We start from the raw sequence: 15,597 nt of genomic DNA, 5'->3' as shown, positions 1-15,597 counted from the left end.
TCCAAATGTCATCACTGCGATCCTCTTTGCATTTTCGACGACGCGCAATTCATTCCGAAAACCGGTACTCCCTTTTCGGATCGCGCTTCACCCCATCGCCGACATCATCTCGCGGCCCACCAGCATGCGCCGGATCTCGGAGGTGCCCGCGCCGATCTCCATCAGCTTGGCATCGCGGAAGATGCGGCTCACCGGCGCGTCCGACAGGAACCCCGCGCCGCCCATCGCCTGCACCGCCTGATGCGCCTGCACCATCGCCTGTTCGCTGGCGTAAAGACAGCAGGCGGCTGCGTCCTGACGGGTCACGTCACCCCGGTCACAGGCCTTGGCCACCTCGTAGACATAGGCGCGGGCGGAGTTCATTGCGGTGTACATGTCGGCGATCTTGCCCTGCATCAGCTGGAAGCTGCCGATCGGCTGGCCGAACTGCTTGCGCTCGGCCATGTAGGGCATGATCTCGTCCAGACAGGCGGCGATGATGCCCAACCCGATGCCCGCCAGCACGACGCGTTCATAGTCGAGACCGGACATCAGGACGCGCACGCCCTTGCCCTCCTCGCCCAATACGTTCTCGAACGGCACCTCGACATCGTCGAAGATCAATTCGGCCGTGTTCGATCCGCGCATCCCCAGCTTGTCGAAATGCGGGGAGCTGCTGAAGCCGGTCATCGTTTTTTCGATCAGGAACGCCGTGATCCCCTTGGACCCGGCATCGGGATCGGTCTTGGCATAGACCACCAGCGTGTCGGCATCCGGGCCATTGGTGATCCAGTACTTGTTGCCGGTCAGCTTGTAATGGTCGTTCCGCTTTTCCGCGCGCAGCTTCATCGACACCACGTCCGACCCGGCCCCCGCTTCGGACATGGCCAGCGCGCCGACATGCTCGCCGGAAATGAGCCCCGGCAGGTACTTCGCCTTCTGGTCGGCGTTGCCGTTCAGCTTGATCTGGTTGACGCAGAGGTTCGAATGCGCGCCGTAGGACAGCGACACCGAGGCCGAGGCCCGCGCCACCTCTTCCACCGCGACGGTATGTGCGAGGTATCCCATGCCCGCGCCACCGTATTCCTCGTCGACGGTGATGCCGAGCAGGCCAAGTTCACCCATCTCGGTCCAGAGGGCGGGCGGAAAGGCGTTAGAAGTGTCGATCTCGGCGGCCATCGGCTTGACGCGTTCCTGCGCCCAGCGGTGAACCATGTCGCGCAGGGAATTGACGTCTTCCCCAAGATCAAACTGCATCGAGGCGGTGAACATGCGCTTCTCCCCAGAGCGGTTTATTGAACAGTTGTTCAGATCCTAGAGGAACTTCCCGTGGAAGGTCAAGCGCAAGGAACTGCGCATGGTCCCCGGCGTTGGGGTTGGGACAAAGTCATAGCAGATGGAAAGGACACCACCATGGCAGCCAATCTCAAGGAAACCTTCTGGAATAACATGGGCAAGGTGCGGGTCGTCCTGTTGGGCGCAGGCAGCGGAACCCCGGTTCCGATGGCGCCGATCGCACGGGAAAATGACGGCGCGATCTGGTTCATCACCTCGGTCGAACACGACACGTTCAAGGCCGCCCGGACCGGAAGCGACGCAAAGATCTACGTGGCCGATTCGTCCGGACATCTGTACGGTACGGTCACGGGGCACCTGGAGGCCTCGGACGATACGGACAAGCTTGATGACATCTGGTCCCCGATGGCGGCGGCGTGGTTTGAAAACGGACGCGAGGATGACGCGGTGCGCCTGATGAAATACGTCCCGCGCGAAGCCGAGATCTGGGTCGATGACGGAACGGCGAAATATCTCTTCGAAACGATAAAGGCCAATGTCTCGGAAAGCACACCGGATACCGGCGAATACGGCATGATCCACTTCTGAGGTCACATATGAAATACATCGGGGCCGCCTGCGCCTTTGCCGTGCTCTGCCTGGCATCGGCGCAGGCCGAACAGGTCGGCGAGGTCGGGGTCGACTGGGTTGGCAATGACATCGTCGTCGAAGCGATCGCGGACCCCGACGTGTCGGGTGTGACCTGCCACATCGCCTATTTCGAACGCGGGCTGTTCGACCGGCTCAGCAAGGGCAACTGGTTCGAAGACCCGTCGAACGCGTCGATCTCGTGCCGCCAGACCGGCCCGATCGAGATCGGCGATATCGACCGGGGGTCGACCGGAGAAGACGTGTTCCGCGCGTCGCGGTCGATCGTCCTCAAGTCTTTGCGGGTCAAGCGCATCTTCGACGAGGCGAACCAGACGCTGATCTACATCGCCCATGCGGCGGAACTGACGGACGGATCGGCAAAGGTGTCGATGTCCACCGTGCCGCTCTATCAGCCAGACTAGCCCAGAAGCCGCGTTGCAACCTCGGGAAGCTCATCGAAATGCTGAATGATCGCGTCCGGCTCCAATGCGACCATGTCCTCCCCGGACGGGCCGAACCCCACCAGCACGCAGCCGACCTTGGCCGCGCGGGCGGTGTCGCGGTCGGTTTTGGTATCTCCGATCAGGCAGCTTCGGGTCACGATCCCGCCGGCCCGCTCGACCGCCGCCACGTAGGGCGCGGCATCCGGTTTGCGCGTCGGCAGGGTATCGGCCCCCACCAGCGACCCGAACATGTCCCGGACGCCAAGCCGTGTCATCAGCGTCTGCGCCAGGGCTTCGGGCTTGTTCGTGCAGATCCCCACGACCATGCCGCTGGACTTCAGCAGTTCGACCGCCTCCATCGCGCCGGGATAAAGCACCGTGTGCACATCGAGCGCATCGCCATAGGCCGTAAGCAGTTCGGAATACCATTGATCCACAAGTTCGGCGGAATACTGTCCGGCCCGTTCGAGCCCGAGCGTCAGCATCGCCCTGCCCCCCCGCAGCGCGGTTCCGGCATCGGTGCGCGGATCAAGTCGGGTCTCGACACCCATCCGGTCGAAACAGTGATTGGCTGCCACGATGAGATCGCCGCTTGTGTCTGCAAGGGTGCCGTCCAGGTCAAAGATAACCGCGCGCATCGTCGTCTCCTGTCACAAGTCGCAATCAAGTGTGAGATTAGGTGCCTTGCGACAAAGTACCAGACGGATAAAAGGTCCTAGAACAAAAGACAAAGAGAAACCCGATGAGCATAGCCTTGGTCATTCTTGCCGCGGGCAAGGGGACACGGATGGACTCCGACCTGCCGAAGGTCCTGCACAAGATCGGCGGCGCGCCGCTCTTGCATCACGCGATGCTGTCGGCATCGGCGCTGGAACCCGAACGCACCATCGTCGTGACCGGGCATGGCGCGGAACTGGTCGAAGCGGCGGCGCTGGACTTCGACGCCGACGCGGTGGCGGTACGCCAGGACGAACAGCTTGGCACGGCCCATGCCGTCCGACAGGCGAAACAGGCGCTTGCCGGGTTCGAAGGCGATGTCATCGTGCTTTATGGCGACACGCCGTTCATCTCGACCGACACGCTCGACGCGATGCGGGCCGCGCGTGCGTCGAATGACGTGGTGGTTCTGGGCTTTCAGGCCGCCGATCCCGGACGGTATGGCCGCCTCGTCATGGAGGGGAACACATTGTCCCGGATTGTCGAGTACAAGGACGCAACCGACGCGGAACGCGCCGTAACCCTTTGCAATTCCGGCGTTGTCTGCGCGGATGCCGAAACGCTGCTCGATCTGGTCGACGCCGTGGGCAACGACAACGCGTCCGGCGAATACTACCTCACCGATATCGTCGGGATCGCCGGCGACCGAGGTCTGAAATCCACCGCCGTCACCTGCGACGAGGCCGAAACCATCGGCATCAATTCCCGTGTCGAACTGGCCGCGGCCGAGGCGACGTTTCAGGCGCGCATGCGGGTGTCGCTGATGGACAGCGGCGTGCAGATGCAGGCCCCGGACACCGTGTTCCTGTCTTTCGACACGGTGATCGGACGCGACGCCGAGATCGAACCGAACGTGATCTTCGCCCCCGGCGTCACCGTGGAATCCGGCGCGCGCATCCGGGCGTTCAGCCACCTCGAAGGCGCGCATGTCAGCCGCGGCGCCATCGTCGGACCGTTCGCGCGCCTGCGCCCCGGCGCGGAACTGGCCGAGCAGGTGCATATCGGCAATTTCGTCGAGATCAAGAACGCCAGGATCGACGAAGGCGCGAAGGTCAATCACCTGAGCTATGTCGGCGATGCCGAGGTCGGCGCGCGCAGCAATATCGGCGCGGGCACGATCACCTGCAACTATGACGGCGTGATGAAACACAAGACCACCATCGGCCGCGACACCTTCATCGGGTCGAACACCATGCTGGTCGCCCCGGTGACGGTCGGCGACGCGGCGATGACGGCCACCTCGACCGTGGTGACCAGAGACGTGCCCGAGGGTGCGATGGCCATCGGCCGGGCCGATCAGGTGAACAAGGACGGTTTCGCCCGCAAGCTTTTCAGCATGCTGCGCGCGAAGAAGGCAAAGCTGGGTAAAGGGTAGGATAACATGTGCGGTATCGTCGGCGTCCTGGGGAAACACGAGGTCTCCCCCCTGTTGGTCGAAGCGCTCAAGCGTCTCGAATATCGCGGCTATGACAGCGCGGGCATCGCGACGGTCAGCGAGGGAAAACTGGACCGCCGCCGCGCCGTGGGCAAGCTCGTCAACCTGTCCGACCTGCTGGTGCACGATCCCCTTCCGGGCAAGTCCGGCATCGGTCACACCCGCTGGGCCACCCATGGCGCGCCCAATACGGTCAACGCGCATCCGCACCAGTCCGGCCCGGTGGCAGTGGTCCACAACGGCATCATCGAGAATTTCAAGGACCTGCGCGCCGAACTGGCCAGGCACCAGATCCTGCCGCAAACCGATACCGACACCGAGACCATCGCGCTGCTGACGCATCATTACCTGACGCAGGGCATGAGCCATGTCGACGCCGCCCGCGCCTGTCTTGCCCGGCTCGAAGGGGCCTTCGCGCTGGCCTTCCTGTTCGATGGGCAGGACGACCTGATCGTCGCCGCGCGCAAAGGCAGCCCGCTGGCGGTCGGCCATGGCGACGGCGAGATGTATGTCGGATCGGACGCCATCGCCCTGGCACCGCTGACCAACGTCATCACCTATCTCGAAGAGGGTGACTGCGCCGTCCTGACCCGCGAGACGCTGGACATCTTCGACGAGAGCGGCGCGCGCGTGACCCGCGCCCCGCGCCAGATCAGCATGGACGCCGCGCGTGTCGACAAGGCCGGCTACAAGCACTTCATGGCCAAGGAAATCGCCGAACAGCCCACGGTGCTGGCCGACGCGCTGCGCGGCTATCTCGATGGCAACAGCATCGTGTTCCCGCACGCCTTGCCCGATTTCTCGAAGGTGGAGCGCCTGACGATGGTCGCCTGCGGCACCGCCTTCTATGCCTGCCTGACGGCGAAATACTGGTTCGAGCAACTGGCCCGGCTTCCTGTCGAGGTCGATATCGCCTCCGAATTCCGCTACCGCGAACCGCCCGTGACCCCGGGCACCACGGCCCTGTTTGTGTCCCAGTCGGGCGAAACAGCCGACACGCTGGCCGCGCTGCGCTATTGCAAGGGCAAGGCAGACCACATCCTGTCGGTGGTCAACGTCGACGAAAGCTCGATCGCCCGCGACAGCGATGTGGCCCTGCCGATCCATGCCGGGGTCGAGGTCGGTGTCGCCTCGACCAAAGCCTTCACCTGCCAGCTCAACACCCTGCTCCTGCTGGCCCTGCACGCCGCCGTCCAGCGCACAACGATGACGCCCGAGGCGCTAGCCGACAAGCTGGAAAAGCTGCGCGCCTTGCCCGGCCTGTTCAACGCGACGCTGGAACGCGGTCACGTCATGGAGGACGCCGCCCGCAAGATCGCCGAAGCCCGCGACGTGCTGTTCCTCGGCCGTGGCCTGATGTTTCCACTCGCCCTAGAAGGCGCGTTGAAGCTAAAGGAAATCAGCTATATACACGCCGAAGCTTATGCATCGGGCGAACTCAAGCACGGACCCATCGCGCTGATCGACAAGACCGTGCCGGTCATCGTCATGGCGCCGCGCGACGCGCTGTTCGAAAAGACCGTGTCGAACATGCAGGAAGTCATGGCGCGCGGCGGCAAGGTCTGCCTTGTCACCGATGCCGCCGGTGCCGAAGCGGCGGGGTCGGATGTCTGGCGCACGATCATCCTGCCCGAGGTCGATCCTGTCCTGACGCCGCTGCTCTATGCGCTGCCCGCGCAGTTGATCGCCTATCACGCCGCGATCGCCAAGGGCACCGATGTCGACCAGCCCCGCAACCTCGCCAAATCCGTCACCGTGGAATGACACTCGACGACGCCCTCGGCCAATTGCGGGCAAAGGCGGATCCGGCGCGGGCGCAGCAGATGGCGACCTATCACAAGATCGACCGGCCCTACCTTGGCGTCGCCAATCCCGACACCGATATCCTGGTCCGCGACTGGCGACAGAAACTGGACCTCGACACGCGGCTGAAACTGGCAGAGGCACTCTGGCAGACGAATATCTTCGAAGCGCGGGTTGGCGCGGCGAAACTGCTGACACAGGCACGGATCAAGCCGTCGGACTCGGGCGCCTGGCGGCTCATCACGTCCTGGGTGCCCGAATTCGACAGCTGGGCCATCGCCGATCACGCCTGCATGGCCGGGCAACGCCGCGTGACCGCCGATCCGACCCGCCTCGACAGGATCGAGACCTGGACAACAAGCGACCATATGTGGACCCGGCGCGCAGCCCTGGTCATCACCCTGCCCTGGACCAGGCAGAACCATCCAGACGCCGATGAGACCGCGGCCCGCGACCGCATCCTAGGCTGGGCGGCAGGATACGTGACCGATCCCGACTGGTTCATCCAGAAAGCCGTGGCATGGTGGCTGCGCGACTTGTCCAAACACGACCCGGACCGCACCAGCGCCTTTCTGGCAGCCCATGGCGCACAGATGAAACCCTTTGCCCGCAAAGAGGCCGCGCGGCACCTACCCGCCTGAAACCACTTCGACCTCGGTCAAACCGGTCAGGGGAACGCCGATCACCCGCAGGGCCGCAAGCGACATGCGACTGCCCGAGCCATCGACGGGAATGAGATCGAGCTGCACCGATTGCCCGGTCTCCGGGTTGATCACGCGCCCGCGCCCCACGCTGGTCGCCAGCGGCGTTTCGATCCAGAAACCGGGCCGGGCCGGATCGCCCAGCGATACCACCGTCAGGCCCAGGGATCGCGCCTGCGCCTCTGACGCCGGAGCCGCCGCCGCCTGACGCTCTTCTGCGGTGGTGGTGTCGAACTCCTCGGCCGTGCGCGCCGTTGCCGGTGGACGCCGCGCCCCGGCATCCATCGCGTCCGGGCGGGATTGCGGCCGCGTCTGCCCGTCGCCCGGGCCTGACGGCACCCGCATGTCGAGGCCCATTTGCCCGCAGCCCGCCAGCACGAGGCAGGTTCCCAGAATTCCCAATGTCTTATGCACTCTTGCCTCCGACCTTCGTCCCGTAAATCATCTCGCGACCATACTTGCTGAGTCTCTGCCGAAAGACTAGGTTCATGGGCATGACACCGCTTATTGATCCCTTCCAGCGCGCGATCACCTATCTGCGCGTTTCCGTCACCGACCGCTGCGATTTTCGCTGCGTCTATTGCATGTCGGAAAACATGACCTTCCTGCCCAAGAAGGAACTTCTGACGCTGGAAGAACTCGATCGCATGTGTTCGACCTTCATCGGGCTGGGCGTGGAAAAGCTCCGGATCACCGGCGGCGAACCTCTGGTGCGGCGCGACATCATGACCTTCTTCCGGTCGATGACGCGGCATCTGGACGCCGGGTCGCTCAGGGAACTGACCCTGACGACCAACGGCTCGCAGCTCGAACGCTTCGCGGACGATCTCTACGATGCCGGCGTGCGCCGCGTGAACATCTCGCTCGACACGCTGGACGAGCAGAAATTCGCCGACATCACCCGCTGGGGCCGGCTGCCGCAGGTGATCAGGGGGATCGATGCGGCGCAAAAGGCCGGGCTCCGGGTCAAGATCAACACCGTCGCGCTCAAGGGTTTCAACGAAGACGAGCTTTTCACCCTGACCGAATGGTGCCACAGCCGCGACATGGATCTCACCTTCATCGAGGTCATGCCGATGGGCGATATCGGCAATGAGGACCGTCTGGGCCAGTACTGGAAACTCAGCGACCTGCGCGACGACCTGCGCAAGGAATATACCCTGACCGACCTGCCCGAACGCACCGGCGGCCCCGCCCGCTATGTCCGGATCGAGGAAACCGGCCAGAAGATCGGCTTCATCACGCCACTCACGCATAATTTCTGCGAAAGTTGCAACCGCGTGCGCCTGACCTGCACCGGCGAGCTTTTCATGTGCCTCGGTCAGGAAGACAATGCCGACCTGCGCTCGGCCCTGCGCAATCACCCGCACAGCGATGCGCCGCTGGAACAGGCGATCCGCGACGCGATCACGCTCAAACCCAAGGGTCACGATTTCGACTATTCGCGCCAGTCCGTGGATGGCCGCGTGTCGCGTCACATGAGCCATACCGGCGGCTGAACCGTCGCGCCAGCGAGGGGCCAGCCCCTCGCGCTCCCCGGGATATTTTTGAACCAGAGAAGCATCGACCAAAGCCGCACAGCGCGGTCTCGGTCAACCGCCCGTGTTCACGTCTTCTCTGGTTTCGAAATATCCCGGGGGTTTGGGGGCAGAGCCCCCAACCGGGTGCCGCGCGCAAGCGCGGCACGCACAGGCCATGCGCCGAAGGTGCCCGAGATCGTCAGACCCGTGAAATCTGCCCACCGCCAACCGGCGCGCGCACCCCGGTCGTGCCGGGCGCAGAGGTCGGCAAGCCCCGCATCACCCGCACCGCGAGATAGGCAAAGGCCTGCGCCTCGAGCATGTCGCCGTTAAGCCCGACCGCCTCGACTGGCTCTACCGGGCAATCCAGCGCGGAGGTGAGCATCGCCATCGTCACCGGGTTCAACCGCCCGCCCCCCGTGACCAGCACCCGGTCCGGCGGCACCGGGCAATGCTCCATCCCCTGCATCACCGCCGCCGCCGCCATCGCCGTCATCGTGGCGGCCGCATCGGCGTCCTCCAATTCGCGCACCAGATCGAGCATCAGGGAAAAGTCGTTCCGGTCCAGAGACTTGGGCGGCATCTTGCGGAAATAGCCTTCTTCGAGGAACAGCTCAAGCGCGCCGTCCACCACCTGCCCCTGTGCGGCCAGCGCGCCGCCCTTGTCATAGGCCAGCCCGCGCCGCTCCATCATCAGGTCGTTGATGGGCGCATTGGCGGGCCCGGTGTCGAAGGCCAGCAAGGCCCCCGGCGCATCTGGCTTGTCAGACAGGGGATCGACCCATGTCAGGTTGCCCACACCGCCAAGGTTCAGGAAGGCCACAGGCGCGGTTGCCCCGATCCATTTGGCACAGGCCCAGTGAAAGAACGGCGCAAGCGGGGCCCCCTCGCCGCCCATCTCGACATCCGTTGACCGGAAATCCCAGACCACCGTGCGCCCCAGCGCCTCGGCCAGTGCTGCGCCATCGCCCAGTTGATGTGTTCCGCGCCCTTGCGGGTCATGCGCCAAAGTCTGGCCGTGAAACCCGACCACGTCCGCGTCAAACCCCTGCAGCGCTGCAACATGCGCCTCCAGCACAACCTGCGCCGCGTCGTCCAGATCGTCGCCCGGCCATTTGCCCAACGCCGCGCGCAGCACAGCCTGGTCAGCCTCGGAATAGCCGCGATAGCCTGATGACCCGAACTCCGAAATCGTCACCCCGTCCGTCAGGACCAGCGCCGCATCGACCCCGTCCAGAGACGTGCCCGACATCGCCCCCAAGGCCCAGATCGGATCTGCCAACTTGCCCTTCACCTTTTCCCCTGCCCTGCGTATAGCTGCCCTCACCATTCTATAACGAGGCAACCCCATGACCTACCATCCCAAATCGGACTTCATGCGCGTCATGATGGAGCGTGGCTTTCTGGCCGATTGCACCGATTATCAGGGGCTCGACGAGGCGCTGATGCAAGGGGTGGTGCCGGGCTATATCGGGTTCGACGCGACGGCCAAGTCACTGCATGTGGGAAGTCTCATCCAGATCATGATGCTGCGCTGGCTTCAGAAGACCGGCCACAAGCCGATCACGCTGATGGGCGGCGGGACAACCAAGGTAGGCGACCCGAGCTTCCGCGCGGACGAGCGCCCGCTGCTGACGCCTGCCCAGATCGACGACAATATCGACGGGATCAAGCAAGTCTTCGCCAAGTACATTTCGTATGATGACAGCGATACCGGCGCATTGATGCTCAACAACGCCGAATGGCTGGACGGGTTGAACTACCTCGATTTCCTGCGCGACATCGGGCGGCATTTCAGCGTCAACCGGATGCTGTCCTTCGAGTCGGTCAAATCGCGCCTCGACCGCGAGCAAAGCCTCAGCTTCCTCGAATTCAACTACATGATCCTGCAAGCTTATGATTTCCTTGAACTGAACCGCCGTTACGGCTGTCTGATCCAGTTCGGCGGATCGGACCAATGGGGCAATATCGTCAACGGGATCGACCTGACGCGCCGGGTGCTCGATCACCAGATTTTCGGCCTGACCTCGCCGCTCTTGACCACGAGCGACGGCAAGAAGATGGGCAAATCCGCCGATGGCGCGGTCTGGCTGAATGCCGACATGCGCTCGCCCTACGAATTCTGGCAGTTCTGGCGCAACACCACCGATGCCGATGTGGGCCGGTTCCTCAAGCTCTATACAGAACTGCCGATCGAGGAATGTGTGCGCCTTGGTGCGCTTGCCGGGTCCGAGATCAACGACGCCAAGATCGTCCTTGCCAACGCCGTGACAACCCTCTGCCACGGGGCCGAGGCCGCAGCAGCGGCAGAGGCCACGGCGCGCGAGGTGTTCGAGAAAGGCGGCATCGGGGATGACCTGCCCACCGTGACCCTTACCGCCGAGGACATCGGCAGCGGCATCTCGATCGTGCAACTGATCGTGCGCTCAGGTCTGGCCAGGACCGGCAAGGAGGCCAAGCGCCTGATCGCCGAAAACGGCGCGCGGATCGACGACGCACCGCTGACCGATGCGGGGCTGATGATCGACGCTGGCGCGCTGTCCACCCCCATCAAGCTCAGCGCCGGAAAGAAACGCCACGCGCTGGTGAAGATGGGCTGACGCGATACGCCGCACCCGGGGCCTTGATGGTGCCGGGCGCGCGTTAATCAATCGGCAACCCGGCCTTGCCATGCTCCGGGCATGACGCCCTGCCCGCTCGCCCAATCCGACGCCTACGCCAACACCCTGCGCGCCCTTGGCACGCGGGTACGGATCGACCATGTCGGCGATCAGGGCCGCTGCCTGATCCAGACGCGCCACTTGCCGCTTCTGGGTCCGGTCAACCTGATTTCGCGCGGGCCCGTTGGGCTTTGCCCGTCGGACACTGCAAATTACCTGAGCGACCTTGCGCTCAAGGGTCCGCTTGTCGTGAACACCGCAGACACCGGTCTCGCTTCAAATGGGCATATCCGCCTTATCGCGCCCAGAACCGTGGCCCTTTTGCCGCTCTCCGAACCGCGCCAAATGCGCACAAATCTGCACCAGAACTGGCGCAACGCGCTGAAACGGGCCGAACGCGGCACCCTGCGGATCACCAATGCGCCGTACCACCCGATTCAGCATGCATGGCTGATCGACGCCGAGCACGCACAACAAAAGGCCAACCGCTTCCGCAACTGGCCCAGGCGACTGCTCGACATCTTCGCTTCTGAAAACCCCGGCCAGGCACGCGTCGTCACTGCCTGCGCGGGCAAGACACCTGTCGCCGCAATGCTGATCCTCTGCCACCGTCCCTGGGCGACCTACCATCTGGGCGTCACCACCGATGCCGGGCGCAAGGCGAAGGCCCACAACCTGACCCTCTGGCATGCGATGTCCTGGCTGGCACGGCGCGGCTTCGACATGCTCGATCTGGGCCTGCTCACCGGTCCGGACAGCCTCGACCGGTTCAAACTCCGCACCGGTGCCACGAAACAGCACCTCGGCGGCACATGGCTCCGCCTGCCGCGCCCGTTCCGTCGTCAGTTCCCCAGCATCCATTCCCCGTCCGGCCAGAAGGCGTGATAGGCAAAGGCGAACAGCACGTCATGCGGCACATCCCGACCCTGCGCGTCGCGCACCCGGATCGACCCGACATCGCGCCCGTCGCCAATCCGGCCGGTGTCCAAGGCGGATGCCTGACCGGCCCGCCACGAGATCACCACTCCGGCTTCGCGCACCTCGTTTTCGCGCGCCAGACGCGCCATCGGCCAGGCGCGGTCTCCAACCCGCACCACCCGCTCGAGCGCGTCGATCCCATGTGGCGGCATCTCACCGGAATACAGGAACGGTCGCGTTGAACTGTCATAGCCGCGATACGGATTGCGCCCGTAATCGCGGTTGAAATCCGGCTCCGCCATCACCAGCCCGTCAGGATGGCGCGCGGTGAACTCGGCCCAGCTTTCCATCCAGCTTGGCAGCGTCTTCAATTCGACACCGGTCAGATCGCCGACAATGGCCTCGCCGATGGCCTGTTGCCACCAGCTCTGGGTCTCGCGGTCATACATGATCATGTCCGAATTGCGCAGCTTGCCCGACACGCCGAAACTCAGAACCCGGCCATTCACCCGTCGGTCAAAACTCAGGGCCGAATTGCACAGGGGACAGAACGTCACCGCCACCGGCACGCCACCCACCACATCGTTGACGATCTCATGCCATGTCAGATACCGGATCGGATAGGCCCGCGCCTGTCCGCCCATCTCCAGCGTGATGACCGGCTCGGCCGGGTCGATTCCGGTCTTGCCGGAGGCGCGCACGAAGGACGGATCGCTGATCGCGGGGATGCCGTCTTTCGGCGGCCCGCCCGATATGATCTCGACCCAGTTCGGCACGGTGGTCTTTTCGAAATCCGTCTCCGGCCACTCGTTGCGCCAGAATTCGGGACTGGCCAGAGCCGCCGAGGCTAGAAAAACCGCAAGAAAGAACGACAAGACCGGAACACGCATCGGAACACTCCCTCTGATGCGATCAGCTTGCCGCAAACAGGCCGCCCTGCACAGCCCGTCACACGCAGCTGTGACAGCGCGCGATCCCCTGCTTCTTCTCTTTGCAAATATGCAAACACGACGCTGCAAACACGCAAACCGTCCGGACAGACGCGCTCCGGTGCACCCCGCGCCCATCGCCGATGCCGCCCGAAGGCGGCGGCGGCTCAAACTGCGCGTGGCCCCGCAGGGCCACGCACCTTCAGATCACTCGATCACCGTCACGTCCGCCATCACGTCAGGCTGACCGACCACCGCACCATTGCGGCCTTCGCCCCGTTTGATGGCGTCCACCACGTCCATGCCTTCGGTGACTTCGCCAACAATCGTGTATTGACCGTTCAGGAAAGCACCTTCCTGGAACATGATGAAAAACTGCGAATTGGCCGAGTTCGGGTTCTGCGAGCGCGCCATGCCAACGACACCCCGATCAAAGCTCAGGTCGGAAAACTCCGCCGGCAGGTCCGGCAGGTCCGACCCGCCACGCCCGGCCATGCCCATGTCACCACCGTCAAGCTTGCCGAACTCCACGTCGCCGGTCTGCGCCATGAAGCCGTCGATCACGCGGTGAAAGACGACGCCGTCATAGGCACCCTCTTCCGCCAGGGTCGTGATCCGTTCGACGTGCTGCGGTGCCACGTCCTCGAACAGGTCGATGGTCACGGTGCCATTGGCCTCGCCGGCGACCTCGATCTGCAATCCGGTGGCCAGCGCCGGGGACGCCAAGAGCGAAAAGACAAACGCCAGATTACGCATCGGACGCCACCTTGACCGAGATCATCCGGTCCGGGTTTGCAGGCGGCTCGCCGCGGGTGATCGCATCGACATGCTCCATGCCGGACATGACCCGGCCATAGACCGTGTACTGACCGTTCAGGAAATGATTGTCGGAAAAGTTGATGAAGAACTGCGAATTGGCGGAATTCGGGTTCTGCGACCGCGCCGCGCCCAGCGTACCGCGATCATGCGGCAGCTTGGAAAACTCGGCTGGCAGGTCGGGCAGGTCCGACCCGCCCGTGCCGGCGCGGCGGATGTTGAACCCGTCCTCCATGTCGCCATGCTCGACATCGCCGGTCTGGGCCATGAAGCCGTCGATCACGCGGTGGAAACACACGTTGTCATAGGCGCCCGACCGGGCCAGTTCCTTCATCCGCTCGGCATGTTTCGGCGCCACATCCGGCAACAGTTCGATGATGACGGTGCCATCCTTGAGTTCCATCAGGATCGTGTTTTCGGGGTCTTTGATCTCGGCCATGTGGCTTTCCTTTGCATTGAAACTTGGCGCAAGACTTAAAGTGCGTCCCGCCGATTGCCAAGGACCGCATTGACCTCTGCACGCTGCACGGCCATCACAGGGAGACCAGCAGATCAGGAGGGGCACATGGCCTGGAAAACGCTCGACGACATGGACCTTGCGGGCAAGCGCGTGCTGACGCGGGTCGATATCAATGTTCCGGTGGACAAGGGACGCGTCACCGACGCGACGCGGATCACCCGGATCCTGCCCACGGTCACCGACATCCTGGACAAGGGCGGCACGCCGATCCTTCTGGCGCATTTCGGTCGGCCCAAGGGCAAACCGGACCCCGAAATGAGCCTGAAACTGGTGCTGCCGGCCCTGCAAGAGGCGCTTGGCCGCGACGTCACCTTCATGGAACGCCCCAGCCGCGATGCGATCGACGCCTTGCCGACCAATGCGGTGGTGCTGGTGGAAAACACGCGCTTTTCCCCGATGGAAGAGGCGAACGATCCCAAGATGGCCCAGTTCCTGGCCTCGTTGGGGGATGTCTATTGCAATGATGCCTTTTCGGCAGCCCATCGCGCGCATGCCTCGACCGAGGGCGTGGCGCATCTGATGCCGTCCTGCGCCGGGCGCTCCATGGAGGCGGAACTGCGCGCGCTGGAAAAGGCGCTGGGGGATCCGGTGCGCCCCGTGGTGGCGGTCGTCGGCGGCGCGAAAGTGTCGACCAAGCTCGATCTTTTGTCGAACCTGGTGGAAAAGGTCGACATGCTGATCATCGGCGGCGGCATGGCCAACACCTTTCTTGCCGCCCAGGGCATCGACGTCGGCAAGTCGCTGTGCGAGCATGATCTTGCCGACACTGCGCGCGAGATTGCCGACAAGGCCGTGGCGACCGGCTGCGAATTGCTGCTGCCCCGCGACGTGGTCGTGGCCCGCGAATTCAAGGAAGGCGCAGAGTCCGAGACCGTCAAGACCGAGGACTGCCCCGCCGACGCGATGATCCTCGATGCCGGCCCCGACAGCGTCGCGCATATCTGCCAGGCCTTCGATCGGGCCAGAACCCTGATCTGGAACGGTCCGCTGGGCGCCTTCGAAATCGCACCCTTCGATGCGGCGACCAACGCCGCCGCCGCCTATGCCGCCGGGCTGAGCAGTTCCGGCAAGCTGGTCTCGGTGGCGGGCGGGGGCGACACGGTGGCTGCGCTCAACAAGGCGGATGCGTCGGAAAGCTTCACCTATATCTCGACCGCCGGCGGCGCTTTCCTGGAGTGGATGGAAGGCAAGACCTTGCCGGGTGTGGCCGCTTTGGGCTGAAGCCCGCCG

The 15,597-nt window shown here is 64.0% G+C and carries 16 protein-coding genes; 9 read left to right on the top strand and 7 right to left on the bottom strand.

Going from position 1 to position 15,597, the window contains the following annotated elements; translation table 11 throughout:
* Positions 1-87: 87 nt before the first annotated feature.
* Positions 88-1,251: an acyl-CoA dehydrogenase family protein gene (locus LCF60_RS14485; RefSeq protein ID WP_292292718.1), complete on the bottom strand. Its 1,164-nt coding sequence runs from the start codon at positions 1,249-1,251 to the stop codon at positions 88-90.
* Positions 1,252-1,392: 141 nt separating this feature from the next.
* Here LCF60_RS14485 and LCF60_RS14480 point away from each other — a divergent pair, with 141 nt between their 5' ends.
* Both LCF60_RS14480 and LCF60_RS14475 read left to right on the top strand, forming a co-directional pair.
* Positions 1,393-1,863 carry a pyridoxamine 5'-phosphate oxidase family protein gene (locus LCF60_RS14480; RefSeq protein ID WP_292292716.1) on the top strand — a complete coding sequence of 157 codons (471 nt, stop codon included), beginning with the start codon at positions 1,393-1,395 and terminating at the stop codon, positions 1,861-1,863.
* Between the two features lie 8 nt (positions 1,864-1,871).
* A complete protein-coding gene (locus LCF60_RS14475; protein WP_292292715.1) occupies positions 1,872-2,327 on the top strand; it encodes a CreA family protein in 456 nt (151 codons plus the stop codon).
* On the opposite strand, the gene LCF60_RS14470 is transcribed toward LCF60_RS14475, so the two are convergent.
* Positions 2,324-2,986 (bottom strand): HAD-IA family hydrolase, encoded by a 663-nt coding sequence (locus tag LCF60_RS14470; RefSeq protein WP_292292713.1) that lies wholly within the window; start codon positions 2,984-2,986, stop codon positions 2,324-2,326. The genes LCF60_RS14475 and LCF60_RS14470 overlap by 4 nt on opposite strands.
* A gap of 104 nt (positions 2,987-3,090) precedes the next feature.
* Here LCF60_RS14470 and glmU point away from each other — a divergent pair, with 104 nt between their 5' ends.
* From glmU to LCF60_RS14455, 3 genes are read left to right on the top strand one after another with little or no spacing between them, the layout of a single operon-like run.
* On the top strand, positions 3,091-4,440 hold the full coding sequence (glmU, locus tag LCF60_RS14465) for a bifunctional UDP-N-acetylglucosamine diphosphorylase/glucosamine-1-phosphate N-acetyltransferase GlmU (RefSeq protein ID WP_292292711.1): 1,350 nt from the start codon (positions 3,091-3,093) through the stop codon (positions 4,438-4,440).
* Between the two features lie 6 nt (positions 4,441-4,446).
* Positions 4,447-6,264 (top strand): glutamine--fructose-6-phosphate transaminase (isomerizing), encoded by a 1,818-nt coding sequence (glmS, locus tag LCF60_RS14460; protein WP_292292710.1) that lies wholly within the window; start codon positions 4,447-4,449, stop codon positions 6,262-6,264.
* Complete coding sequence (locus tag LCF60_RS14455; protein ID WP_292292709.1) at positions 6,261-6,944, top strand: DNA alkylation repair protein; 684 nt, start codon at positions 6,261-6,263, stop codon at positions 6,942-6,944. The genes glmS and LCF60_RS14455 overlap by 4 nt, the downstream gene beginning before the upstream one ends.
* Here LCF60_RS14455 and LCF60_RS14450 read toward each other — a convergent pair.
* The gene (locus LCF60_RS14450; protein WP_292292708.1) at positions 6,933-7,418 is read right to left on the bottom strand and encodes a hypothetical protein; all 486 of its coding nucleotides are present in this window, start codon (positions 7,416-7,418) and stop codon (positions 6,933-6,935) included. The two genes, LCF60_RS14455 and LCF60_RS14450, sit on opposite strands and share 12 nt — an antisense overlap.
* An 80-nt stretch (positions 7,419-7,498) precedes the next feature.
* Between LCF60_RS14450 and moaA the strand changes: the two genes are divergently transcribed.
* The gene (gene moaA / locus LCF60_RS14445) at positions 7,499-8,503 is read left to right on the top strand and encodes a GTP 3',8-cyclase MoaA (protein WP_292292704.1); all 1,005 of its coding nucleotides are present in this window, start codon (positions 7,499-7,501) and stop codon (positions 8,501-8,503) included.
* Between the two features lie 220 nt (positions 8,504-8,723).
* Here moaA and LCF60_RS14440 read toward each other — a convergent pair whose 3' ends face one another.
* Positions 8,724-9,854 carry an anhydro-N-acetylmuramic acid kinase gene (locus tag LCF60_RS14440; RefSeq protein ID WP_292292703.1) on the bottom strand — a complete coding sequence of 377 codons (1,131 nt, stop codon included), beginning with the start codon at positions 9,852-9,854 and terminating at the stop codon, positions 8,724-8,726.
* A 19-nt stretch (positions 9,855-9,873) separates the two neighbouring features.
* Here LCF60_RS14440 and tyrS point away from each other — a divergent pair, with 19 nt between their 5' ends.
* Positions 9,874-11,124: a tyrosine--tRNA ligase gene (gene tyrS, locus LCF60_RS14435; RefSeq protein WP_292292702.1), complete on the top strand. Its 1,251-nt coding sequence runs from the start codon at positions 9,874-9,876 to the stop codon at positions 11,122-11,124.
* A gap of 81 nt (positions 11,125-11,205) precedes the next feature.
* Positions 11,206-12,069, top strand: a complete 864-nt coding sequence (locus LCF60_RS14430) for a GNAT family N-acetyltransferase (RefSeq protein WP_292292700.1) — start codon at positions 11,206-11,208, stop codon at positions 12,067-12,069.
* Here LCF60_RS14430 and LCF60_RS14425 read toward each other — a convergent pair.
* The 3 genes from LCF60_RS14425 to LCF60_RS14415 all read right to left on the bottom strand — a co-directional run bounded on the left by LCF60_RS14425 (position 12,027) and on the right by LCF60_RS14415 (position 14,286).
* Positions 12,027-12,992, bottom strand: a complete 966-nt coding sequence (locus LCF60_RS14425) for a DUF3179 domain-containing protein (protein ID WP_292292699.1) — start codon at positions 12,990-12,992, stop codon at positions 12,027-12,029. The two genes, LCF60_RS14430 and LCF60_RS14425, sit on opposite strands and share 43 nt — an antisense overlap.
* 246 nt (positions 12,993-13,238) lie before the next feature.
* Positions 13,239-13,787 carry a peptidylprolyl isomerase gene (locus LCF60_RS14420; protein ID WP_292292698.1) on the bottom strand — a complete coding sequence of 183 codons (549 nt, stop codon included), beginning with the start codon at positions 13,785-13,787 and terminating at the stop codon, positions 13,239-13,241.
* Positions 13,780-14,286 (bottom strand): peptidylprolyl isomerase, encoded by a 507-nt coding sequence (locus tag LCF60_RS14415; protein WP_292292696.1) that lies wholly within the window; start codon positions 14,284-14,286, stop codon positions 13,780-13,782. Before LCF60_RS14415 ends, LCF60_RS14420 begins: the two co-directional genes overlap by 8 nt.
* Before the next feature lie 126 nt (positions 14,287-14,412).
* Between LCF60_RS14415 and LCF60_RS14410 the strand changes: the two genes are divergently transcribed.
* Positions 14,413-15,588, top strand: coding sequence for a phosphoglycerate kinase (locus tag LCF60_RS14410; RefSeq protein WP_292292694.1), 1,176 nt, complete (start codon positions 14,413-14,415; stop codon positions 15,586-15,588).
* The last annotated feature ends 9 nt before the right edge of the window (positions 15,589-15,597 follow it).

The organism is Marivita sp. (assembly GCF_020055635.1).
Taxonomy (GTDB): domain Bacteria; phylum Pseudomonadota; class Alphaproteobacteria; order Rhodobacterales; family Rhodobacteraceae; genus Marivita.
Note: the sequence above shows the minus strand (reverse complement) of the source record. Positions and strands in the feature narration are given on the sequence as shown.